Origin of the sequence: Kitasatospora sp. GP82 (assembly GCF_029892105.1) — a bacterium.
Taxonomy (GTDB): Bacteria; Actinomycetota; Actinomycetes; order Streptomycetales; family Streptomycetaceae; genus Kitasatospora.
Genome location: NZ_JARZAJ010000004.1, coordinates 321,564 through 343,568, shown reverse-complemented (window position 1 = coordinate 343,568; position 22,005 = coordinate 321,564). Strand labels below are relative to the sequence as shown.

The following is a 22,005-nucleotide window of genomic DNA, read 5'->3' as shown; positions in this document are numbered from 1 at the left end:
GAGCCGTCAGCTTCCCCTTGGCATGCTGCGCCTCGGTCGCCTTCTCGCTCGGGCCCCGGCGGACCTTCTCCCGGAGGTCGTGCAGCTCGGCCACCCGCCCGTGAGCGTCGGCCGGGATCTCGGGGATCTCGTCGCCGACCGGCGCCTCGTGCAGAACCGTCATCTCGAACCACTCCAAGTGTGAGGGAACTGTCCGACAGCCGGCCTGCTGTGGCGGCTGCTGCTGCGAACACTTCTTCACCTACGACACTACGAGGGGACGGGCCCGGGTTTCGGCGTCGATTCCGTACAAGGTCGGGCCCGAGAACATGTGAAAGCCGTACAGAAAGCATGTGTGGTGGCCCGGTGACACGCAGCCCGGGACCGGTCACCGGGATGAGTGGCGGGGGAGGTGCACGATGGCTGGACTGTGCAGGTCAGGAGGGCTTTCCGGGGCTCTGGGGGCCGTTTTGCGGGCCTTCTGCGGGCGAGGTCGCGGTGTCGGCCGCAGCGCACGGGCGGGGCCTGATTCCGGCGCCGGATGGTAGGGATGCGCCAAACCCGGTCCGGCACGCGGGCCGACCTGGGGGGAGGGCGCCGAACGGGTGGGAGGCGGGCTGCCGGGCCCGGTTCCGGGGAGCCCGAAGCCGTCGGACGCCGTCAGTGCCCGGGGCCGTCCTCCGGCTCGTCCCCGCCGCGCAGCTCCTCCTCGCGGCGGCGCAGGTCGGCCTCCCACTGCCGGAGCATGTCCTCGTGCTGATGGGCGTCCTTGTGGGGAGTCTCCTTGCCCAGGGAGGCCAGGAACTCGGGGTCGTCGTCGGGCGCGAGCCGACGGCCGCCCCGCGCACCGCCGGCGGTGCCCGGGTGGGCTCCGGCGTGGCCGCGCCGCTTGCCCGCCGCCAGCCAGGCGATCGAGCCGACCAGCGGGAAGAGCAGCACGATGATCACCCAGGCCACCTTCGGCAGGTGGCGGACCTCTTCCTCGGGGGTGGTCAGGCAGTCGATGAACGCCCAGATCCACAGGGCCAGGACGAGCAGTGGCGGCAGGATCCTCAGCACAGCGGTGATCTCCCCCGGGCGATGACAGTTGGGGCCCTCTTGGCGGGCCCAGGGTAGTCGGTGTCGGATACTGACACGTATGGCATACGACGATCTCCGCTCGTTTCTCCGGGCACTGGAACGTGAAGGCGACCTCAAGCGCATCAAGGCCGAGGTCGACCCCTATCTGGAGATCGGAGAGATCGTCGACCGCGTGCAGAAGGCCAAGGGCCCGGCGCTGCTGTTCGAGAACGTCAAGGGCGCCTCGATGCCGCTGGCGATGAACGTCTTCGGTACCGAGCGCCGGCTGGCCAAGTCGCTCGGCCTGAAGTCGCCGGACGAGATCTCGGAGAAGATCGCCGGTCTGCTGAAGCCCGAACTGCCGCAGGGATTCACCGGTTTCCGGGACGCCTTCGGCAAGCTGGCCTCGATGGCGCACGTGCCGCCGCGCAACGTCAAGGACGCCCCCGTCCAGGAGGTCGTCCTCACCGGGGACGACGTCAACCTGGACGAGCTGCCCGCACTCTTCACCTGGCCGCTGGACGGCGGCTCCTTCTTCAACCTGGGTCTGACCCACACCAAGGACCCGGACACCGGCATCCGCAACCTCGGTCTGTACCGCCTCCAGCGGCACGACAGGCGGACCATCGGGATGCACTGGCAGATCCACAAGGACAGCCGCAACCACGCCGCCGTCGCCGCCAAGCGCGGCGAGCGGCTCCCGGTCGCCATCGCCTTCGGCTGCCCGCCCGTCGTCACGTACGCGGCGACCGCGCCGCTGCCGGGCGACATCGACGAGTACCTGTTCGCGGGCTTCGTGGCCGGCGAGCGGGTGCGGATGGTCGACTGCAAGACCGTTCCGCTCCAGGTCCCGGCCGATGCCGAGGTGGTGCTGGAGGGCTGGCTGGAGCCCGGCGAGATGCTGCCCGAGGGGCCGTTCGGCGACCACACCGGTTTCTACACGCCGCAGGAGCCGTTCCCGGCGCTGAAGATCGACTGCGTGACGATGCGCCGCCGTCCGCTGCTCCAGTCCATCGTGGTCGGCCGCCCGCCGACGGAGGACGGGCCGCTCGGCAAGTTCACCGAGCGCTTCTTCCTGCCGCTGCTGAAGATCATCATCCCGGACATCGTCGATTACGACCTGCCCGAGGCCGGCGGCTTCCACAACTGCGTGATCGTCTCGATCGACAAGAAGTACCCGAAGCACGCCCAGAAGGTCATGCACGCCATCTGGGGTGCCCACATGATGTCGCTGACCAAGCTGATCATCGTGGTGGACTCCGACTGCGACGTGCACGACTACCACGAGGTTGCCTGGCGCGCCTTCGGCAACGTCGACTACAGCCGGGACCTCACCGTGGTCGAAGGCCCGGTGGACCACCTCGACCATGCCTCCTACCAGCAGTTCTGGGGCGGCAAGGCGGGCATCGACGCCACCCGCAAGCTCCCGGAGGAGGGCTACACCCGAGACGGCGGCTGGCCCGAGATGGTCAGCTCCGACCCGGAGACCGCCGAACGAGTGACCCGCCGCTGGAAGGAATACGGACTGTGACCACCGCCGCAGTCACACCGGGTAGGACCAGGGCCTTTCTCCGCCTGGTCGTGATCGAGCACTCGGTCTTCGCCCTGCCCTTCGCGTACATCGCCGCGCTCACCGCGATGTTCCTGGACAACAGCCGGATGCACTGGCGCGAGCTGGTCCTGGTCACCGTCTGCATGGTCGGCCTGCGTACCTTCGCGATGGCCGCCAACCGGATCATCGACCGTGAGATAGACGCCCGTAACCCCCGTACGGCCAACCGCGAGCTGGTCACCGGTGCGGTCTCCCTGCGTACCGCGTACACCGGCTCGGCGATAGCCCTGCTGGTCTTCCTCGGCTCGGCCGCCGCGCTCAACACCCTCTGCCTGCTGCTCGCCCCGATCGCCGTCATCCCGATGGTGGTCTACCCGTACGGCAAGCGCTTCACCGACTTCCCGCAGGCCGTCCTGGGCATCGCCCAGGCGATGGGCCCGATCGGCGCCTGGCTGGCCGTCACCGGCACCTGGTCCTGGGACGCCGTGGTGCTGGGCCTCGCCGTCGGCATCTGGATCGGCGGCTTCGACCTGATCTACGCCTGCCAGGACGTCGCCGCCGACCGTGCCGACGGCGTCCGCTCCGTCCCGGCCCGCTTCGGCATCTCGGGTGCGCTGTACGGCGCCCGCGCCTGCCACGCCGTCACCACCGGTCTGCTCGTCTGGTACGCCGTCCGCACGGACGCGGGCCCGGCCTTCTGGGTCGGCCTGGCCGTGGTGGCCTGCGCCTTCGTCTACGAGCACTCCATCGTGAAGCCCGGCGACATCTCGCGCCTGAACCGGGCCTTCTTCAGCATCAACGGCTTCGTCGGGATCTCCCTCTTCGCCTTCGCGCTCCTCGACCTGATCATCCGCGGCCTGGGCGTGTGATCCTCCCGGCCGCACCCGCCGCTGCCTATGCTGCCGAGCAAAAGGGCGGGTGCGGCCGGCGAGGAGAAACGATGATCGGCAAGCTGCAGTGCGTGGTGCTGGACTGCCACTACCCGGCCGGGCTGGCGCACTTCTACGGCGCCGTCCTCGGCGGCGAGGTCGACCGTCCCGACGCCCGGTGGTCGCTGGACGAGGAGTGGTCCACCGTGCACCTGCCCGGCGGCATGGTGCTGGGCTTCCAGCGGGTCGAGGACTACCGCCCGCCGATGTGGCCGGATCCGGCGCACCCGCAGCAACTGCACCTGGACATCGAGGTCGACGACCTGGACGCGGCCGAGGAGCGGATTCTGACACTCGGCGCGGTCCGCAAGGACGCCGAGACGGGATGGCGGGTCTACGTGGACCCCGCCGGACACCCGTTCTGCCTGATCGAGCGCACCCCTCGGGGCTGACGGGTTCACCAAGAGCGTCCGCCAGCAGGCAACCCGTCAGGACGGGGCGTCCCAGAGCCTCGCGCCCTGAGAACTCAGGTCAGCGAGACGGTGTCGCCGACGCGGAGGCATCCCGGGTGGGTGACCTCGGCCAGCGCGTCGAGGCGGGTGTCGTGCGCCCGGGCGATCGCCTTGAGGATCTCGGGGGCGTGCGGCAGACTCGGCTGCGCGGTGCCGGTCATCGCACAGCGCTCGCTGGAGCGGGTGAAGGCCAGCCCGGCGCCGCCCTTCACCCGGCCCTCACGGCCGAACCAGTCGTCCTCGACGAACGGCCGGGTGCCCGGCGGGGTGCGCAGCAGGATGTTGGGACGGAAGCGGCGTTCGTCCACGATCGCGGACGGTACGGCTCGGCGGACCCAGTCGAGGGTGGCCGTGCTGAGCACGCTGACCGGCAGCTGGTCGAAGTGGGAGACGGCGTCCTCACGGGCCAGTTGGACGTCCTCGCGCTGGAGGTAGGCGCGCAGGAAGGCGTCCGGGTCGGCGACGGGCGTGCCCAGGGGGTCGAGCAGTTCGGGTGCGTCGAGCCGGTTGCCCAGGCGGGAGGAGAGCCGCAGCAGGCCGTCCATCCGGCGGAAGCGGCGGGTGTTCTTGCCGGAGCCGAACTTCCCGTCCCCGTCCCGGACGGCGTACAGCCGGTCCCCGGCCAGCCCGCGTTTGTCCACCTCGACGGCATCCATCCGCTCGCCACCGGTGGACTTGACCGGGTAGCGCCAGAGGGCCTCGACCACACCGATGATCTCTGCCATGAGGAGGAGCCTAGCGGCGGCCTTCAAGGATGGTCTAGACCTATACCTGCGCACTGCCTCAGGGGCAGGAGGCACTCCGACGACCTTGCACTGTCCGGGGCCGATCGGGTGCCGAGGCTCAGCCCAGGCGGGCGATCGCGCGGGTCGGTGCGCCGTCGGCGGCGACCAGGCGGAGCGGGAACAGGGAGAGCTCGATCGGGAGGCCGGCCGACTGGGCGTCGAGCAGCGGGGTCAGGCCGGTGAGGTTCTCGGCGATCACCGCGCCGCCCGGGGTCCCCAGCAGGATCCGGTGGGCGGCCAGGGTGGTGTCCTCCTCGGCCGGGCCTGGGTCGGGGTCGTGGTCGGGGGTGGGGTCGATGCTGAGGGCGTCCACGCCGAGAGTGCGCACGCCTGCGGCGGCGATCGCCTCGGCCGCCTCGGGGGTGAGCCAGGGGTGGGCGAGGTAGCGGTCGGTGCCCCAGTACCGGGGCCAGCCGGTGGCGAGCAGCAGGATCGTGTCGGGGGTGCACCGCTCCAGCGCAGCTGCCAGCCGATCGGGCGTCACCCCGGTACGGGGGTCGAGTCCGCGCAGGTCGGCGACGACGGCGGGGCCGGTGAACAGCTCCAGCGGCAGCCCGTCCAGCGTGGGCCAGGTGACGTCCACGTGGTACGGGGCGTCCACATGCGTACCCGACTGCGAACCCAGGTGCAGGCCGAGCACGTTGACCCCGGCGGTGGCCGTGGTGAGCGCGGGTCGCAGTTCCACCTCCGGATCCCCGGGGTAGACGGGCATACCGGTGGTGACCGGATGCGTGAGGTCGATCAGCGTCGGAGCCATACCCACATCCTCCCGCAAAGGGCCGGCCGGGCAGAGCCCCGCGCCCCGGGGCCACCCCCTGCCCCCGGAGGGCTCTCCCGAAGGGTTGGCTCGTCGCCCGGGCTATGGTGCGGAGCATGCAGCAGCAGAGGGTGCGTCAGCCGTGGGTGGTCGGGGTCTCGGGAGCGTCGGGGACGCCGTACGCGGCCTCCGTGATCAGGGCGTTGCTGGCGGCGGGCGAGGCGGTGGACCTGGTGGTGAGCCGGGCGGCGCGGCTGACCATCCTGGACGAGACCGGGGTCTCGTTCCGTGACGCGCACTGGCAGGAGGACCTGACGGCCTGGACGGGCGCCGAGGAGCTGGACGACGTCCGCTACTGGGCGGCGGGCGACTTCGCCGCCGGCCCTTCCAGCGGTTCGTACCCGGCGAAGGGGATGCTGGTGGTCCCGGCGACCACCGGCGCGGTGGCCGGGATCGCGCTCGGCCTGAGCAAGGATCTGCTGCAGCGCGCGGCCGCCGTGACCCTGAAGGAGCGTCGCCCGCTGGTGGTGTGCGTGCGTGAGACACCGCTCGATGGGGTGACGCTGAAGCACCTGGTGGAGCTGGACGCACAGGGTGCGGTGGTGCTGCCGGCCTCGCCGGGCTTCTACGCGGGCGGCTCCACGGCCCGTGAGCTGGTGGACTTCGTGGCGGGCCGGGTGCTGGACGCGGTGGGCGTGCCGCACGGGCTGTACCGGCGCTGGGAGGGCGAGCTGGGTTCGGGGGGCAAGACCGCCTAACGGCAAGGTCGCGTAAAGGTCCGCAGCGGGGGAGAGTATGTTCTTTGCGATATCCGGGTTGATCCGCGCACAGCGCCTTTGATTCCGGATAATGATCTGTGGGTCTGTAGCGGTTCGGAAGGACGCGGGCGGATATATGGACACGGTTGACAGACAGCTCATCCAGGCGCTGAGGGAGAACGGCCGCGCCTCGTACGCCGAGCTGGGCCGTCTGGTGGGCCTGTCGGGCCCGAGTGTGACGGATCGCATCAACCGGCTGGAGCAGGCCGGTGTGATCACCGGCTACCGCGCCACGGTCAACCCGGCTTCGCTGGGTTTCGGTGTCACCGCCCTGATCGGTCTTCAGCTGACCGACGCGGCCGACCACGAGGACGTCGCGCACCGGCTGAAGGATCTCGCCGAGGTCGAGGACTGCTGGTTCATCGCCGGTGACGACTCGTACATGCTCAAGGTCCGGGTGCCGGACGTGGAGGGCCTGGAGTCGGTGGTCAAGCGGCTCTCCGGCACCAAGGGCGTGGCCCGTACCAGGACCACGGTTGTACTCTCCACCAAGTGGGAGAACCGCGTGAGCGAACTCCCCCTGGACGCCTTGGAGTAGAGACGGGGAGGGCTCATGACTCTGGTCGGCCTGGAGGAGCTGCGCGCCGCGCAGCAGCGGATCGCCGGTGTCGCCGTACGGACGCCCCTCATGCCGTGCCCGTGGGCCTCGGTGGGCGCGCGGCGGCTCTGGCTGAAGCCGGAGAGCCTGCAGCCGACCGGGGCGTTCAAGATCCGTGGCGCGTACAACCGGCTGGCCGCTCTCGGGGAGGACGAGCGGGCGCGCGGCGTGGTGGCCCAGTCCAGCGGCAACCACGCCCAGGCGGTGGCGTACGCGGCGCAGCTGCTCGGTATCAAGGCTGTCATCGTGATGCCGGACACCTCACCCGCGATAAAGGTGGAGAACACCCGTTCCTTCGGTGCCGAGGTGATCCTGGTCGCCCCCGGCGAGCGGGACACCCTGCCCGCCGAGCTGGCGGCCGAGCACGGCTACGTCTGGGTGCCGCCGTACGACGACCGGTACATCGTGGCCGGTCAGGGCACGGTCGGCCTGGAGATCGGCGAAGACGCCCCGGACGAGCTCGACACCGTGCTGGTGCCGGTCAGCGGCGGCGGCCTGGTCTCCGGTACGGCGGCCGCGCTCAAGCTGACCTGCCCGGGCGTGCGGGTCGTCGGCGTCGAGCCGGAGCTGGCGGCGGACGCTCAGCAGAGCCTGCGCACCGGCCGGCTGACGGTCTGGCCGGTGGCAGACACCTACCGGACGATCGCGGACGGGCTGCGCACGCCGTCCGTCGGCGAGCTGCCCTTCGAACACCTCCAGGCGTACGTGGACGACATCGTGACGGTCTCCGAGCAGGAGATCCGGGACACGGTGGCGCTGCTGGCCCGCCGGGGCCGGCTGGTCGCGGAGCCCTCGGGTGCGGTGGCCCCGGCCGCGTACTTCCACCGGGCCGAGGAGCTCGGCGGCCGGGTCTTCGCAGCCGTCGTGAGCGGCGGCAACGTCGAACCCAAGCTCCTTGCCGAGCTTCTCCAGGCGTAGGCTCGGTCCGGCACAGTGTCGGCAGGATCGAGGAGGCGGGGCACCGCATGGACGCAGGGCTCAAGCGCGAGCTGGAGGCGAAGGTCTACGCGGGTGAGCGGCTGACCCGCGAGGACGGCATCGCACTCTACGAGAGCGACGACCTGGCCTGGCTGGGTGGCCTCGCCCACCACGTGCGGACGCGGAAGAACGGCGATGTCGTCCACTTCAACGTCAACCGCCACCTCAATATGACCAACGTCTGCGCCGCCTCGTGCGCGTACTGCTCGTTCCAGCGCAAGCCGGGCGAGAAGGACGCGTACACCATGCGGATCGAGGAGGCCGTCCGCCTCGCCAAGGCGATGGAGGTGGACTCGCTCACCGAGCTGCACATCGTCAACGGCCTGCACCCGACCCTGCCGTGGCGCTACTACCCGCGTTCGCTGCGCGAGCTGAAGGCGGCGCTGCCGAACGTCTCGCTGAAGGCGTTCACCGCCACCGAGATCCACTGGTTCGAGAAGATCAGCGGCCTGTCGGCGAGTGAGATCCTCGACGAGCTGATCGACGCCGGTCTCGAGTCGCTGACCGGCGGGGGCGCGGAGATCTTCGACTGGGAGGTCCGCCAGCACATCGTCGACCACGAAACCCACTGGGAGGACTGGTCGCGGATCCACCGCCTGGCGCACGAGAAGGGTCTGAAGACCCCGTGCACCATGCTGTACGGGCACATCGAGGAGCCCCGCCACCGGGTCGACCACGTGCTGCGGCTGCGTGAACTGCAGGACGAGACCGGAGGTTTCCAGGTCTTCATCCCGCTGCGCTACCAGCACGACTTCCACGACTCCAAGGACGGTGTGGTCCGCAACCGGCTGATGGCCCGTACGGAGATGGCCACCGGCGCCGAGGCCCTGAAGACCTTCGCGGTCTCCCGGCTGCTCTTCGACAACGTCCCGCACGTCAAGGTCTTCTGGGTGATGCACGGCGTCACCACCGCCCAGCTGGCGCTCAGCCACGGCGCGGACGACATGGACGGCTCGGTGGTCGAGTACAAGATCACCCACGACGCGGACAACTTCGGCACGCCGAACAAGCTCGGCCGTGACGACCTGCTCGACCTCATCAGGGACGCGGGCTTCCGCCCGGTCGAGCGCAACACCCGTTACGAGGTCATCCGCGAGTACGACGGTCCCGACCTGCAGCGCCGTGAGACCCCGCAGGCGATGCGACTCTGATCACACCGTGACGCACCCCTCGGGTCCAACCGCCCGAGGGGTGCGCGGCGTCTTCGAGGACGGCATCTCCCGCCCAGCGAGCGCGCGTATGCTCACAGGCTCACCACACGCCACGGGTTCCGTCCGGCCCGGTGGCTTTGGAAGGATCGTCAGCATGTCCGTTTCCCATCGCGTCACCGTTCAGCCCTATGCCGGGACCGGCCCCGAGGCGGTCCAGGGCGAGGAGGGAACGGCTCGCCGTCCACGGGGGCACCGGCGCAAGGCGCGCAAGCGCCGCGGCAAGGCGCTGATGGGCGGTACGGCGATGCTGCTGGCGGCCACCGCGGGCTGGTTCACGGTGGGCCCGGGAAGTGGCAGTTCGCCGCAGGTCACCGCCGCGGGCAGCGCTGACAAGCCGGACCCTGACGCCGCGTCGCTCAAGGCCGGCACCACGCAGGCGGGGACGCTCCGCAGCGAGCCCGCCGCCGCCAACCGCTCGGACCGCGCCGACGGCACCTATGCGTCGATACCGGGCCTCGGCCCGGCCTTCAGCGCGAAGATCCCGCAGCAGACCCGCCAGCTGGTGGTGGCCTCCGGCAAGGACCGGAACGCCTCCGACACCACCGTCACCCTGTGGACCCGCACCCCCGACAACCGCTGGAAGCCCGGCACCGCCTGGCAGGGCCACAACGCCTACAAGGGCTGGACCACCGACAAGCACACGGACGACCTGCACAGCCCGATCGGGGTCTTCTCGCTGACCGACGCGGGCGGCCGCAAGGCCGACCCGGGCAGCAAGCTCCCCTACGACCAGGACTCCCACTTCGTGGTCGGCGGCACCGGCTTCAACGGCGAGCAGCTGGCCGGGTCCTTCGACTACGTGGTGGCGATCAACTACAACCGGGTCACCGGGGTCTCCCCGCTGGACGGACGCTTCCCCGACGGCAAGTCCAAGGGCGGCGGCATCTGGCTGCACGTGGACCACGGCGGCCCGACCCACGGCTGTGTCTCGCTGCCCGAGGACCAGATGATCGAGTTGCTCAAAACACTGGATCCGGCCGCCCACCCGATGATCGCCATGGCGGATGCCGCCACCCTGGCGACCTGACCCCGCCCTTTCACCGCAAGGCGGTTGTCCGGCCCCTACAGCTTCTGGCCTGGGACGTTGTACCCGGACGTCAGCACCGGACCGGCGGGTAACGGGGTTGAGTGGCAGTATGACCGCCTCCAGAATCGTGTCGCTCGGCCACTACCAGCCGCCCAAGGTCCTCACCAACGACGACCTGGCGAAGCTGGTCGACACCGACGACGAGTGGATCCGCAGCCGGGTCGGCATCCGCACCCGGCACATCGCGGTCGAGGAGACCCTGGTCGACCTCGCCACCGAGGCGGCGCAGAAGGCGCTGGCCAACAGCGGACGGCAGGCCGGGGAGATCGACCTGGTGGTGGTGGCCACCTGCACCGCCGTGGAGCGCAGCCCGTACACGGCCGCCTCCGTCGCCGCCCGCCTCGGTATCCCCTCGCCGGCCGCGTACGACATCAACACGGTCTGCTCGGGCTTCTCGTACGCGCTGGCGACCGCCGACCACGCGATCCGGGCCGGGGCGGCCACCCGGGCGCTGGTGATCGGTGCCGAGCGGATGACCGACACCATCGACTGGACCGACCGCACCACCTGCGTGATCTTCGGCGACGGCGCGGGCGCGGCCGTGGTGGAGGCGGTCCCGGACGAGCGGGCCGGGATCGGCCCGGTGGTCTGGGGCACCGAGACGGAGAAGACCGACGCCGTGGTGATCACCGGCTGGGACCCGACCATCAGTCAGCAGGGTCAGGCGGTCTTCCGCTGGGCCACCACCAAGATCGCCCCGCTGGCCAGGGAGACCTGCCACAAGGCCGGTCTCGACCCGGCCGAGCTCAAGGGCTTCGTCGCACACCAGGCCAATCTGCGGATCATCGACGCGATCGCCAACAAGCTGGGTGCCCCGGACGCGGTGATCGCCCGCGACGTGGTCGACTCCGGCAACACCTCGGCGGCCTCCATCCCGCTGGCCCTGAGCAAGCTGGTGGAGCGCGGCGAGCTGCGCTCCGGCGACCCGGTGCTGCTCTTCGGCTTCGGCGGCGGGCTGGCCTACGCCGGGCAGGTCGTGCGCTGCCCCTGAGCGGCCCCCGGACATAGCTGTGGGGGGGGGGGGGGGGGCGGGGCCCCCCCCCCCCCCCCGGGGGGGGGGGGGGGGGGGGGGCCCCCCGCCCCCCCCGGGGGGCCCCCCCCCCCCCCCCCCCCCCCCCCCGCCCCCCCCCCCCCCCGGGGGGGGGGGGGGGCCGCCCCCCCCCCCCCCCCCCCCCACAGTGGTTTCAAGCGCGTCGCGGTACGCCGGCGAACCTCCCCCGAGGACACAGCCGCCGTCCGACGCACCCCGGACAGGAGGCCGGAGCTGCGCGCAGTGGATGGGTGGTACGGGTGGACCTACTTCGGCGGCTTCTTACCGGTGACGCCCAGGTAGACCTGCAGGGCCAGATTCGGCCTGAGGTCCTTGACCTTGACGCCCCACGAGGTGAACGCCTTCGAATGCTCTGCCGCGGAGGCGAGCAGCGAGACCAGCGCGCCCGACACGGCGGCCGGATCGACCGTCTTGTCGGTCTTGCCCTGGTTCGCCTTGACGGCTTCGGTGAGGGGAGACACCACCGAGTTGAGAACCTTCATGCGGATCTTGAAGAACCGCTTGTCCCCCTCGGCTGCACCGAGAGTGACGACTCGGAGAATGGCGTCGTTCTTGCGCCAGAAGGCAAGGAATCCGTCCACCAGTTCTTCCGAAGTGGCGTAGCCGGTCTTTCCTGCCCAGGACTTTCCATCGACGAGCTCTTTGAGCCCGGCGCTGTCCTCGGCCATTTCCTCGGCGATCTCGAGGACAGCGCCCTCGACATCCGGGAAGTACTGGTAGAAGGTCGCGGGGGAGGTACCCGCCATACGGGCGACGTCGATGACCTTGACGTCCCGGTAAGGCGACGTGCTGAGCATCTCGCGGAGGCAGTCGAGCAGCTTCTGCCGCGTCTCCTGTCCGCGTCGCCCGGCGACGCGACCGTCGACGGTGCGAACTTGTCCTGTCATGCCGTCAGCTTACCGTGGCACGATCTTGGCGCGATTCGGTGATGCGACTATTACTCCGCCCGGGGGTGGTATGAGGCGTTCATCGGGGCGCCTCCCGCGAAATTCGTTACGGATCTGAAGCCCCCCCGTGTGCTGATGACCCCACAGCGTGACGGCCGGTCGGCTGAGGGGATGTCGGGTAGCTCAGAGTGACCGTCAGGGACGCTTCGGGACGGCGTCCGGGCGCCTGCGGTCCTGGCGTGTCACCCGCAGGGGAGATTGGATCCGGCGGGGCGGGCATTGGAGAATCGGGGCGGCGACCCGGCAGGGTGGCGGTGAACGGGGAGGAGGCAGCGGAGTGGATCAGCTGACGGCGCACGATCCGAGGCGGATCGGGCCCTTCGAGGTGCTGGGGCGGCTCGGCGCGGGCGGGATGGGGCTGGTCTACCTGGCGAGGTCGGCGTCCGGCCGGCGGGTGGCCATCAAGACCGTCCGGGGGGAGCTGGCCGAGGACGAGCTGTTCCGGGTCCGCTTCGCGCGCGAGATCGCCGCCGCCAAGACGGTCGGCGGCTTCTACACGGCGGCCGTGGTGGACGCCGACGCCGACGCCAGGGTGCCCTGGCTGGCCACCGCATACGTGCCCGCGCCCTCGCTGGAGGACCTGGTCACCGAGTGCGGACCGCTGCCGGTGGACGCCGTCCGCTGGCTGATCGCCGGGATCGCCGAGGCGCTGCAGTCGATCCACACGGCCGGTCTGGTGCACCGTGACCTCAAGCCGTCCAATGTGCTGGTGGTCGAGGACGGCCCGCGCGTGATCGACTTCGGCATCGCCGCCGGGGTGTCCAACGCCCGGCTCACCATGACCAACGTCGCCGTCGGCACTCCCGCCTACATGTCCCCCGAGCAGGCCAGGGACAGCCGCAGTGTGACCGGCGCCAGCGACGTCTTCTCGCTCGGCTCGCTGCTGGTCTTCTGCGCCACCGGGCACCCGCCCTACCGGGGCGGCAATCCGGTCGAGACGGTCTTTCAGCTGCTGCGCGAGCAGCCGGACCTCTCCGGGCTGCCGGTCGAACTGGTCGATCTGGTCAGGGCCTGTATGCGGCCGGCGGCCGAGCACCGGCCGACGCCCGCTCAGATCCAGTCCGAGCTGGCCCCGCACCTGTTCTCCAGGGACGACGCCTCGGGGGAGGCGGGGGACTGGCTGCCTCCCAGTGCACTGGCCCTGATCGAGCAGCGCCGCGGCCGCCGCCCGTCCGCCGTGCCCCCGCAGCCCGTGGTGCCGCCGCCCGCCCCCGTGGTGCCGCCGCAGCCGCCCGCCCCACCGCTCACCCCGCCCGTCGCGCCCCCGGCGCCGCCCGCCCGCAGCGGCGTGCCGACCGACGAGGTGGCCACCGAGAAGCTGGCGGACCGGCGGCGGCAGGCCGCCGGCGGCTCGGTCGAGGTGCAGCTCTCCGGCGCGGCCGTACGGATAGGGCCAGGACCACGGGCCGACCAGACCGGCGCCGCCGACCGCGCGGCGGCCGGGACGGACTGGGTGCGCCGCGCCACCCCGCCTCCGGCGGCCCGCTGGCGGCCGTGGCGGTTCCGGATGTCCAACGACGTCTGGGGCACCCCCGTGGTCGCCGACGGCACCCTGTTCGTCTCCAGCTTCGAGGTGCACGCCCTGGACATCGGCTCAGGGCAGCGCCGCTACAAGACCCGCGACGTCGCCTGGGCCCTCACCGTGGACGCCGGCCGGGTGTACGCCGCCGACGGCCCGCACCTGTACACCGTGGACGTCGCCGACGGCACCGAGCGCTGGCGCAGCTCCCTGGACGGCTGGATCTACTCCCTGGACGCCGCAGACGGTGTGCTCTGCTGCGGCATCAGGGGCGGCGGCGTCCAGCTGCGCTCGGCCGCCAACGGTGCCGAGCTGTGGCGCGCCGACGACGCCCAGCAGGACTACGAGAACCCGCAGTCGGGCCCCTCGCTGGTGGCCGGAGCGGCGTACTACCACGGTGGCGGACGGCTGCACTGCGTCGATCCGCGCGGCGGTGGCGAGCGCTGGTCGGTGCCGGTCGGCGAGGACGTCCCGTCCAGGCCCGTCGAGCGCGCCGGGGTGCTGTACATCACGGCCGGGCACCGGGTGCACGCACTGGACGCCGCCACCGGTCGGGAGCGCTGGCGCTTCGACGCGGCCGTGGTGCTCTTCACCCCGCCCGCGCTGGACGCCACCTCGGTGTACGTCGCGGACTACCTGGGCACCGTGTACGCGCTGGACGCGGCGAGCGGCCGCGAGCGCTGGCGCGGACGCACCGGCAGCCGGCAGGGCGCCGAGCCGGTGGTGGTCGCCGACGGCGTCGCCCTGGTCGGCGCCGGGGACACCCTGTACGCCTTCGACACGGCCTCGGGACGGGAGCGCTGGCGCTACACCGCCAGGGGCGAGATCGTCGGCTCTCCGGCCACCGCGGACGGCCTGGTCCACCTGGGCAGCCGCGACCACTCGCTGCACACCCTGGACCTGGCCTCCGGGCGCCTGCGCTGGGAGCTCGGCACCAAGGGCGAGCTGACCGGCTCTCCGGTGGCCGTGGGCGGCCGGGTCTTCGTCGGCAGCAAGGACCGCTGCGTGTACGCCCTCGACGCCTTCTACGGCACCGCCGTCCCCCAGGGCTGACCCTCCGGGGGCAAGGGCGAGCACCCCTGGGTGCTCGCCCTTCTGGCCCCGGTCAGGCCTGGCGGGCCTCGGGGTGGCGGCTGAGCCAGCCCTCCCAGGCGGAGGCGACCATGGTGTCGACGTCGTACTCGGCCGTCCAGCCGAGCTCCTTGCGGATCAGGTCGGCGGCGGCCACCACGCGGGCCGGGTCGCCGGGACGGCGCGGGGTGACCTCGGGGGCGATGTCCCGGCCGGTGATCCTGGCGATCACGGCGAGCATCTCGCTGACCGACACACCCTCGCCGCGCCCGATGTTCAGGGTCAGGCTGACCGGCTCGGCGGCGGCGTCGAGCCGCTTGACGGCCGCGACGTGCGCCGAGGCGATGTCCGAGACGTGGATGAAGTCGCGGATGCAGGTGCCGTCCGGGGTCGGGTAGTCGGCGCCGAAGATCAGCGGGGGCAGGCCGTCGGTCAGTCGCTGGAAGACCATCGGGACGAGGTTGGTGACGCCGTCGTCGGCCAGCACCGGCGAGGCCGCGCCCGCGACGTTGAAGTACCGCAGCGAGACCGTGGAGAGCCCGTACGCCTTGGCGGCCGCGTCGAGCAGCCACTCGCCGACCAGTTTGGTCTCGCCGTACGGGTTGATCGGCGCGCAGGGCGTGTCCTCGGTGACCAGGTTCACGTCCGGCATGCCGTACACGGCGGCGGAGGAGGAGAACAGCACCTTGCGCACGCCCGCCGCGACGGCCGCGTCCAGGACGGTCCGCAGACCCTCCACGTTCTCCCGGTAGTAGAGCAGCGGCTCGGCCACAGACTCGCCGACCTGCTTCTTCGCGGCGATGTGCAGCACGCCGGTGACCTCGTGGGCCGAGATCGCCTCGTCGAGGGCGGCCCGGTCCAGGGTCGAGCCGACGACCAGGGGCACGCCCTCGGGCAGCCGGTCCCGGGACCCGCTGCTCAGATCGTCCAGCACCACGACCCGCTCGCCGGCCGCGACCAGCTGGTGCACCACATGTCCGCCGATGTAGCCGGCTCCGCCGGTGATCAACCAAGTCATGGCCGGAATCCTATGCCGAGTGCTCTCGGCGGGGTCCGGTCCGGAGCGGGCGGGGACGCCGGGACGGGCCGATCCGGCGCCGAATGGAACCGGACACCCGGCAAGGACCGTCCGGTACGATCGCAAGCGATTATTGGGATCACCGGGCGGCCGTCCCTCCCCTGAGTGGCGCGGATGTGAGTGTGATGGAGGGGCTAGGGGCCCGAATGACCAGTAGCAATTCCGGCAATCCTCCCCGGGTCGGCATCGTGGTGATCGTCTTCAACGACGCCGAACGAATCGCCGACGCGGTCCACTCCGCCCTGGCGCAGGGCGAGGCGGTCGGCGAGGTCATCGTGGTGGACGACGCTTCCACCGATGGCACTGCCGAGCGACTGGCCCAGCTGGCCGCCGAGGACAGCCGGGTGCGGGTGATCACCAGGACCGAGAACAGCGGTGGCTGCGGCACCCCCCGCAACCAGGGGCTGAGCGCTGCCCGCGAGCAGTACGTGATGCTGCTGGACAGCGACGACGTCCTGCCGCCCGATGCCGTCCGCACCCTGCTGGACACCGCCGTCGCCGAGCGGGCCGACGTGGTCGCCGGTGTCTGCGTCCGCCGGGAACTGCCCGCCGGTACCGACAGCCCGTGGCAGCGCGACCTCTTCCCGGCCGACGGTGCCCCGCCCGAGCGCTACGACGGCATCGGCGCCCGGCCCGACTTCCTGCGCGACACGCTCTGCGCCAACAAGCTCTACGAGCGCGCCTTCCTGGACCGCCACGGGGTGCGCTTCGCCGAGGGCGCGGTGCACTACGAGGACTTCGTCTTCACGGCCCGCCTCTACGCCGCCCGCCCCCGGCTGATCGCGATCAGTGACACCGTCTACCTCTGGCACGTCCGCCGGGTCGTCGGCCAGCCGTCGATCTCGCTCCGCCGGGACGAGATCCGCAACTGGCAGGACCGGGTGGACGCGCACGCCGAGGTGGTCCGCATCCTGCTCGACGCCGGGCAGCCGGAGCTGGCGAGCGCGGCCCGGACCAAGTTCGTCGACTACGACCTGCGGATGTACGCCCGTGAGCTCCGTCACAAGTCCGCCGGGTACCGCACCGAGTGGTGGCGGATCGCCCGTGCCCACCTGACGGGCTTCGAGCCCGCCGTACTGGCCGCCGCCACCCCCTCGGGCCGCTGGGTCGCCGAGGTGCTGGAGGCCCGCCCCGAGGCCGTCGAGGGCGCCGAGCTGCGCCGCGTGGGAGAACTGGCCGCCAGCCCGCCCAGGCTCGCCCCGCCGTACCCGGTCGACGTCGAGGGCCGCCCCGAGCTGGTCGAGGGCGTCCCGTTGACCGGGCTGACCGAGCTGGCCCCGGAGGAGCTGCCGGTGGCCGTGGACGGCGTCGTCCGTCTCGCCCCCGACTGCACCGTACGGCTGCGGATGCACGACGCCTACGGCGTGGTCTCCGCCGCTCGGCCGGTCGCGGCCGCGCTGGAGCTGAGCACCAGGGTCGGCCCGCCGCTGACCGTCCGCCGCCCGCTCGAACTGGCCCCCCACCCAGAGGGCGGCTGGACGGCCGCCACCTCGGTGGACACCTTCGAGCTGCGCGACGCCGGTGAGATGACCGCCTGGGCCGTCCGGATCGAGGTCGTCTTCGCCGACGGCAGCCGCGTCCTCACCGCCGTCCGCTCGGCGACGCCCGCCAAGCGCCATGCCGTCTTCCGGCCGCCGTCCCGGATCGCCCTCGTGCAGGTGTACGAGACCGGAAACGGCGAGCTGGGCCTGCGCGTCGCCGACGGCGTCCGCGGCGGCTGGGAGGTCGTCCGCAGCCGCTTCCGCCGCGCACTCGCCCGCCGCAGCTGAGGCTCCCCGCCGGGGGGCCGCCGGTGCCCGGTGGACGGGGCCGGGCGAGGCGGATGGCAGAATTTATGGGATTCCCGTGGGATTTCCACAGGAAACGCAGTATGTCCTGCCATGTGGACATCGCCCGGTGGCCCGCCGCCGGTCGACAACGCCCGAGGGCCCGGTACCACCGGGGCCTGTGCTCACCCGACGACAAGGACCCTCGCTCTATGCCCCCCAGCCAGGCGACGCCGCTGGTCAGCATCATCGTGATCGTCTACAACGACGCTGCCCGGCTGCCGCGGGCAGTGAGCTCCGCACTCCGTCAGTCGCTGCGCGGCGTCGAGGTGCTGATCGTCGACGACTGCTCCACCGATGACAGCTTCGCGGTCGCCCAGCGACTCGCGGCCGAGCACCCCGGCCAGGTCCGGGCGCTGCGCCTGGCCGAGAACAGCGGCGGCTGCGGCGGCCCCCGAAACCACGGCATCGCCGAGGCCGAGGGCGAGTTCGTGATGTTCCTGGACAGCGACGACGAGCTGGACGATCACGCCTGCCGCAACCTCTACGAGGCCGGCCGGCGCACCGGCGCCGAGTTGGTCTGCGGCCTGAGCGTCCGCCGCTTCCTGGGCAACCGGCACGGCAAGACCGACGCCTGGTATCCGTGGATCTACTCGCGCACCAGGACCCTGGACTCCATCGCCGAGATGCCCGATCTGCTGGTCTGGGACACCCTGTCGACCAACAAGGCGTACCGGCGCAGCTTCCTGACCCGGGCGAAGCTGCAGTTCCCGCTCGGCATCCTCTACGAGGACCTGCTCTTCTCCTCGCAGGCGTACCTGGCCGCCGAGCGGATCACCCTGATCCCCAACCGGGTCTACTTCTGGGACCAGTGGCCGTCGTCCAAGGACAAGAGCGGGGCCTCGCTCTCCAACCGCCGTCACGAGATCCGCAACTTCACCGACCGGCTGGAGATCCACCGCCGGATCGACGCGATGCTCGCCGACCGGGGCATGGCCGAGCTCAAGTACTGCAAGGACGTGAAGTTCCTCAAGCACGACCTGGTGCTGCACCTGCGCGACCTGCCCTTCCTGCCGGAGGACTTCCGGCAGGAGTTCGCCGAGCACGCCCGCGCCTACCTGGCGGGTCTCGACCCGGAGGCGGTCGCCGAGAGCCCGAGCATCCAGCGGATCTGCGCCTACCTGCTGACCAAGGGCGACTGGGCGAACCTGCTCCCGGCGATCGACACCCTGCTCAACCGGGACAAGCTCTCCAGCACCCTGGTCGAGAAGGACGGCCGGATCTTCTGGTGCGACGGGCACCTGGACGACCCCGAGGGCCGCCGGGTCCTGGAGGTGACCGACCAGGGCTACCACGCCAGGGCGATCGGCCAGCTCTTCCTGCGCAACCAGCTGACCCGCTACGCCTCCGGGCCGCAGGGCGTCGAGCTGGCCGGCCGGATCGTCAACCCGCTCGGCCGGATCCCGGCCGGGGCCAAGCTCGCCGCCAAGCTGGAGTTCACCAGCCGCCGCAAGACGCTGCAGTCGAAGTTCGCCTTCCCGGTCCGCGAGGTCCGGCACGACGGCGACGGGATCGTCTGGTCCGCCACCGTCGATCTGGCCAAGGCGCTGCGGCCGCTCGGTGTGATCGACGGCGTCTGGGACGTCCGCTGCGTGCTCACCGCGGACGGCGAACGCACCAGCACCCGGCTCACCGTCGGTGACCTCGACCTTTCGGCGTCCCCCGCCGCCCCGGTCCGGCCCCGGCTCACCCGGTTCACCGGCGACCGGCTGGAGCCGCACCGCTCCGCCCGTGGCCACCTGGCCTTCGAGCTGACCGCCGAGGGCAACGCCGCCCGCAAGGGCACCGACCTGATCGAGCGTGCCCTGCGCGGCGAGGCCGGACCGATCGCCAACACCGCCGTGGACCGGGCTCGCGCGGGCGTGCGCGGTGCGCTCAAGCTCAGGCGGCAGCTGAACAACGGCGACACCAAGCTGAAGGTCTACCACCAGCTGCTGAACCGGTTGCCGGTGGTCAAGGGCCAGGTGGTCTTCGAGAGCCAGCAGGGCAAGCAGTACAGCGACAACCCGCGTGCGGTCTACGAGGAGCTGGTGCGGCGCGGCGCCCCGATGAAGGCCGTCTGGTCGTACTCGGACAGCCCCAAGGGCTTTCCGTCCGGTGCCACCCTGGTCAAGCGCTGGTCGTGGGACTACCTGCGGGCGCTCGCCCAGGCCGAGTTCTGGGTGGACAACCAGGGCTTCCCGTACCGGCTGCGCAAGCGGCCCGAGACGACGTACATCCAGACCTGGCACGGTTCGGCGCTCAAGAAGATGGGCTTCGACCTGGCCTCGCTCAAGCGGCAGACCCCGGTCCAGCAGGCCGAGTACCTGGCCGGTCTCGACCGCTTCGACCACTTCGTGGTCCGCTCCGAGCACGATGTGCGCACCCTCGCCCCGGCGTACCGGGTCAGCGAGGAGCGGCTGCTGCGGGTCGGTTACCCGCGCAACGACATGCTGCGGCGCGAGGGCACGGCCAAGGACCACCAGCTGGCCGGCGAGCTCGGCATCGACCTGACCAAGCCGGTCGTGCTCTACGCGCCGACCTTCCGCTCGGACGCCGCCGGCAAGGTGAAGTCCTTCGAGCTGCCCTTCGACGTCGAGGACTTCGTCGAGCGCTTCGGCGACCGGATGACCCTGCTGGTGCGCTGTCACTACCTCAACAAGGTGGTGCTGCCGCCGTCGGTAAGCGGCAAGGTGATCGACGTCTCCGACGTGCAGGAGGTCACACCGCTCTACCTGATGGCGGACGCGCTCATCACCGACTACTCGTCGCTGATGTTCGACTATGCCCTGCTGGACCGGCCGATGCTCTTCTTCGCCTACGACTGGGACGAGTACGCCGACGACGTCCGCGGCACCTACTTCGACCTGCTGCGGGAGGCGCCGGGCCCGGTGCTGCGCGAGATCGGGGACCTCTACGAGGCGCTTGCCGACCTGGACCTGGTCGGCAAGGAGTACGCGGATGCCCGGCGGCAGTTCGTGGCCGAGTACGGCGAGTACGACCAGGGCGATGCGGCGAAGCGGATCGCCGATCTGATGTTCGGTGCACCCGGTGCCCAGACGGAGCAGGAGGCCGGTCGATGAGCCGCGACATCTTCATCGTCAGCAACAGCGTGGACGAGCTGGGCGGCGTCTCCAGCTGGTCGCACCGGATGGCCGAGCTGCTCAGCGCCAGGGGCCACGGGGTGCAGCTGATCGGCATCGCCCCCGCCGTGCTGCACAAGGACTTCGGCGACGACCTGCCGTACGGCATGACCACCCTGTACAGCGAGCGCCCGGCGTCCGCGTGGACCCCCCGCTACCCCTGGCAGCGCCTGGATGGCAAGGCCCGCCGTCAGGAGGCGCAGCGCGCGGCCGGGGTGCGCAGCGCGGCCGCCCGGATGAACCAGCTGTTCCGGGCCGCCCGCCCGGGTGCGGTGGTCATCGTCACCCAGGTTTGGGCGATGGAGTGGGTGGCCCAGGCCGACCTGTCGGGCCTTCAGGTGATCGGCATGACCCACGAGTCGTACGAGACCTGCAAGGCCACCTCGCGCTACGGCCGGGTCAAGCGCTACTACGCGGATGTCGACCGGCTGGTGGCGCTCACCGACGAGGATGCCGACGCCTGGATCCGCGACGGGATGAACAGCACCTGCGGCATCCCCAACCCGCTGCCCTTCTCGCTGCCCGAGACGGTGCCGTCGGCCACCAAGACCGTGATCAGCATCGGGCGACTGTCCCAGGAGAAGGGCTACGACCTGCTGCTGGAGGCGTGGGCCACGGTCGTGGACCGGCGCCCCGGCTGGCAGCTGAAGGTCTACGGCCTGGGAGAGGAGGAGGCGGCGCTGCGGGCGCAGTGCACCGCGCTCGGCCTGGACGGGTCGGTGGAGTTCGCCGGGCGGACGGACGATGTGCCCGGCGCGCTGGCCGGTGCCTCGATCTTCGCGATGTCCTCGCGCGGCGAGGGCTTCCCGATCTCGCTGATGGAGGCGATGGCCTGCGGTGTGCCGTGTGTGGCCTTCGACTGCGCGCCGGGTGTCCGCGAGATCATCCGGGACGGCGAGGACGGCCTGCTCGCGCCGACCGGCAACACCACCGCCCTGGCCAAGCAGCTCGGCCGTCTGATGGACGACCAGGAACTGCGCGACACCATGGCGAAGAAGGCCCGAGAGGCGATCGTCCGGTATTCGCCGGAGCAGGTGACGGCCCGCTGGGAGGAGCTCTTCGCCCTCCTGGACTCGTAGCCGTCCCGGGCCGGGGTGCGTGGTCGTCCCCGGCCCGACACGTCCTCGGGTTGCCAGGCGCTGCCGCGACTCCCGGGCGGTGCCCCGGGCGCGCCATGCCATGAATC

At 71.3% G+C, this 22,005-nt stretch carries 18 protein-coding genes; 13 read left to right on the top strand and 5 right to left on the bottom strand.

All coding sequences use genetic code 11. The features are described from left to right. Positions 1 to 639: 639 nt before the first annotated feature. On the bottom strand, positions 640 to 1,038 hold the full coding sequence (locus P3T39_RS06550) for a PLD nuclease N-terminal domain-containing protein (RefSeq protein ID WP_280696368.1): 399 nt from the start codon (positions 1,036 to 1,038) through the stop codon (positions 640 to 642). A gap of 79 nt (positions 1,039 to 1,117) precedes the next feature. On the opposite strand from P3T39_RS06550, the gene P3T39_RS06545 reads away from it, so the two are divergent. The 3 genes from P3T39_RS06545 to P3T39_RS06535 all read left to right on the top strand — a co-directional run bounded on the left by P3T39_RS06545 (position 1,118) and on the right by P3T39_RS06535 (position 3,911). Beyond that, positions 1,118 to 2,569: a menaquinone biosynthesis decarboxylase gene (locus tag P3T39_RS06545; RefSeq protein WP_280696367.1), complete on the top strand. Its 1,452-nt coding sequence runs from the start codon at positions 1,118 to 1,120 to the stop codon at positions 2,567 to 2,569. Further along, a complete protein-coding gene (gene mqnP / locus P3T39_RS06540) occupies positions 2,566 to 3,459 on the top strand; it encodes a menaquinone biosynthesis prenyltransferase MqnP (protein ID WP_280696366.1) in 894 nt (297 codons plus the stop codon). Before P3T39_RS06545 ends, mqnP begins: the two co-directional genes overlap by 4 nt. Before the next feature lie 71 nt (positions 3,460 to 3,530). Then, positions 3,531 to 3,911: a VOC family protein gene (locus P3T39_RS06535; protein WP_280696365.1), complete on the top strand. Its 381-nt coding sequence runs from the start codon at positions 3,531 to 3,533 to the stop codon at positions 3,909 to 3,911. 74 nt (positions 3,912 to 3,985) lie between these two features. On the opposite strand, the gene P3T39_RS06530 is transcribed toward P3T39_RS06535, so the two are convergent. Together P3T39_RS06530 and P3T39_RS06525 are read right to left on the bottom strand one after the other, a co-directional pair. After that, on the bottom strand, positions 3,986 to 4,696 hold the full coding sequence (locus P3T39_RS06530) for an MOSC N-terminal beta barrel domain-containing protein (RefSeq protein WP_280696364.1): 711 nt from the start codon (positions 4,694 to 4,696) through the stop codon (positions 3,986 to 3,988). A 118-nt stretch (positions 4,697 to 4,814) separates the two neighbouring features. Next, positions 4,815 to 5,513 carry a cyclase family protein gene (locus P3T39_RS06525; protein ID WP_280696363.1) on the bottom strand — a complete coding sequence of 233 codons (699 nt, stop codon included), beginning with the start codon at positions 5,511 to 5,513 and terminating at the stop codon, positions 4,815 to 4,817. 116 nt (positions 5,514 to 5,629) lie between these two features. Here P3T39_RS06525 and P3T39_RS06520 point away from each other — a divergent pair, with 116 nt between their 5' ends. The 6 genes from P3T39_RS06520 (at position 5,630) to P3T39_RS06495 (ending at position 11,196) form a co-directional block, all read left to right on the top strand. After that, positions 5,630 to 6,271 (top strand): UbiX family flavin prenyltransferase, encoded by a 642-nt coding sequence (locus P3T39_RS06520; RefSeq protein WP_280696362.1) that lies wholly within the window; start codon positions 5,630 to 5,632, stop codon positions 6,269 to 6,271. A gap of 136 nt (positions 6,272 to 6,407) precedes the next feature. After that, positions 6,408 to 6,869 carry an Lrp/AsnC family transcriptional regulator gene (locus P3T39_RS06515; RefSeq protein WP_045305763.1) on the top strand — a complete coding sequence of 154 codons (462 nt, stop codon included), beginning with the start codon at positions 6,408 to 6,410 and terminating at the stop codon, positions 6,867 to 6,869. A 15-nt stretch (positions 6,870 to 6,884) separates the two neighbouring features. After that, a complete protein-coding gene (locus P3T39_RS06510; RefSeq protein ID WP_280696361.1) occupies positions 6,885 to 7,847 on the top strand; it encodes a threonine/serine dehydratase in 963 nt (320 codons plus the stop codon). Between the two features lie 47 nt (positions 7,848 to 7,894). Next, positions 7,895 to 9,058 carry an aminofutalosine synthase MqnE gene (mqnE, locus tag P3T39_RS06505; RefSeq protein WP_280696360.1) on the top strand — a complete coding sequence of 388 codons (1,164 nt, stop codon included), beginning with the start codon at positions 7,895 to 7,897 and terminating at the stop codon, positions 9,056 to 9,058. A gap of 154 nt (positions 9,059 to 9,212) precedes the next feature. Beyond that, the gene (locus tag P3T39_RS06500) at positions 9,213 to 10,145 is read left to right on the top strand and encodes a L,D-transpeptidase family protein (protein ID WP_280696359.1); all 933 of its coding nucleotides are present in this window, start codon (positions 9,213 to 9,215) and stop codon (positions 10,143 to 10,145) included. Positions 10,146 to 10,254: 109 nt separating this feature from the next. After that, positions 10,255 to 11,196, top strand: coding sequence for a beta-ketoacyl-ACP synthase III (locus P3T39_RS06495; RefSeq protein ID WP_280696358.1), 942 nt, complete (start codon positions 10,255 to 10,257; stop codon positions 11,194 to 11,196). Between the two features lie 305 nt (positions 11,197 to 11,501). Here the strand turns inward: P3T39_RS06495 and P3T39_RS06490 are convergent, their stop codons facing one another. Then, a complete protein-coding gene (locus P3T39_RS06490; RefSeq protein ID WP_280696357.1) occupies positions 11,502 to 12,143 on the bottom strand; it encodes a TetR family transcriptional regulator in 642 nt (213 codons plus the stop codon). A gap of 337 nt (positions 12,144 to 12,480) precedes the next feature. Between P3T39_RS06490 and P3T39_RS06485 the strand changes: the two genes are divergently transcribed. Continuing rightward, entirely contained in the window at positions 12,481 to 14,775 is a 2,295-nt protein-coding gene (locus P3T39_RS06485) for a serine/threonine-protein kinase (protein ID WP_280696356.1), read from the top strand. A gap of 52 nt (positions 14,776 to 14,827) precedes the next feature. Here P3T39_RS06485 and galE read toward each other — a convergent pair whose 3' ends face one another. After that, on the bottom strand, positions 14,828 to 15,811 hold the full coding sequence (gene galE, locus P3T39_RS06480; protein WP_280696355.1) for a UDP-glucose 4-epimerase GalE: 984 nt from the start codon (positions 15,809 to 15,811) through the stop codon (positions 14,828 to 14,830). A 206-nt stretch (positions 15,812 to 16,017) separates the two neighbouring features. Here galE and P3T39_RS06475 point away from each other — a divergent pair, with 206 nt between their 5' ends. From P3T39_RS06475 to P3T39_RS06465, 3 genes are all read left to right on the top strand, one after another. Beyond that, on the top strand, positions 16,018 to 17,640 hold the full coding sequence (locus tag P3T39_RS06475; protein ID WP_280696354.1) for a glycosyltransferase family 2 protein: 1,623 nt from the start codon (positions 16,018 to 16,020) through the stop codon (positions 17,638 to 17,640). Between the two features lie 209 nt (positions 17,641 to 17,849). Next, entirely contained in the window at positions 17,850 to 20,759 is a 2,910-nt protein-coding gene (locus P3T39_RS06470) for a bifunctional glycosyltransferase family 2 protein/CDP-glycerol:glycerophosphate glycerophosphotransferase (RefSeq protein ID WP_280696353.1), read from the top strand. Beyond that, the gene (locus tag P3T39_RS06465; protein ID WP_280696352.1) at positions 20,756 to 21,898 is read left to right on the top strand and encodes a glycosyltransferase; all 1,143 of its coding nucleotides are present in this window, start codon (positions 20,756 to 20,758) and stop codon (positions 21,896 to 21,898) included. The genes P3T39_RS06470 and P3T39_RS06465 overlap by 4 nt, the downstream gene beginning before the upstream one ends. Positions 21,899 to 22,005: the final 107 nt, after the last annotated feature.

Coding starts and splice junctions, on each gene's coding strand:
- P3T39_RS06510 (WP_280696361.1), top strand. CDS start 6,885: ATGACTCTGGTCGGCCTGGAGGAGCTGCGCGCCGCGCAGCAGCGGATC.
- P3T39_RS06470 (WP_280696353.1), top strand. CDS start 17,850: ATGCCCCCCAGCCAGGCGACGCCGCTGGTCAGCATCATCGTGATCGTC.
- P3T39_RS06515 (WP_045305763.1), top strand. CDS start 6,408: ATGGACACGGTTGACAGACAGCTCATCCAGGCGCTGAGGGAGAACGGC.
- mqnE (WP_280696360.1), top strand. CDS start 7,895: ATGGACGCAGGGCTCAAGCGCGAGCTGGAGGCGAAGGTCTACGCGGGT.
- P3T39_RS06520 (WP_280696362.1), top strand. CDS start 5,630: ATGCAGCAGCAGAGGGTGCGTCAGCCGTGGGTGGTCGGGGTCTCGGGA.
- P3T39_RS06535 (WP_280696365.1), top strand. CDS start 3,531: ATGATCGGCAAGCTGCAGTGCGTGGTGCTGGACTGCCACTACCCGGCC.
- P3T39_RS06490 (WP_280696357.1), bottom strand. CDS start 12,143: ATGACAGGACAAGTTCGCACCGTCGACGGTCGCGTCGCCGGGCGACGC.
- P3T39_RS06545 (WP_280696367.1), top strand. CDS start 1,118: ATGGCATACGACGATCTCCGCTCGTTTCTCCGGGCACTGGAACGTGAA.
- galE (WP_280696355.1), bottom strand. CDS start 15,811: ATGACTTGGTTGATCACCGGCGGAGCCGGCTACATCGGCGGACATGTG.
- P3T39_RS06530 (WP_280696364.1), bottom strand. CDS start 4,696: ATGGCAGAGATCATCGGTGTGGTCGAGGCCCTCTGGCGCTACCCGGTC.
- P3T39_RS06465 (WP_280696352.1), top strand. CDS start 20,756: ATGAGCCGCGACATCTTCATCGTCAGCAACAGCGTGGACGAGCTGGGC.
- P3T39_RS06495 (WP_280696358.1), top strand. CDS start 10,255: ATGACCGCCTCCAGAATCGTGTCGCTCGGCCACTACCAGCCGCCCAAG.
- P3T39_RS06500 (WP_280696359.1), top strand. CDS start 9,213: ATGTCCGTTTCCCATCGCGTCACCGTTCAGCCCTATGCCGGGACCGGC.
- P3T39_RS06475 (WP_280696354.1), top strand. CDS start 16,018: ATGACCAGTAGCAATTCCGGCAATCCTCCCCGGGTCGGCATCGTGGTG.
- P3T39_RS06525 (WP_280696363.1), bottom strand. CDS start 5,513: ATGGCTCCGACGCTGATCGACCTCACGCATCCGGTCACCACCGGTATG.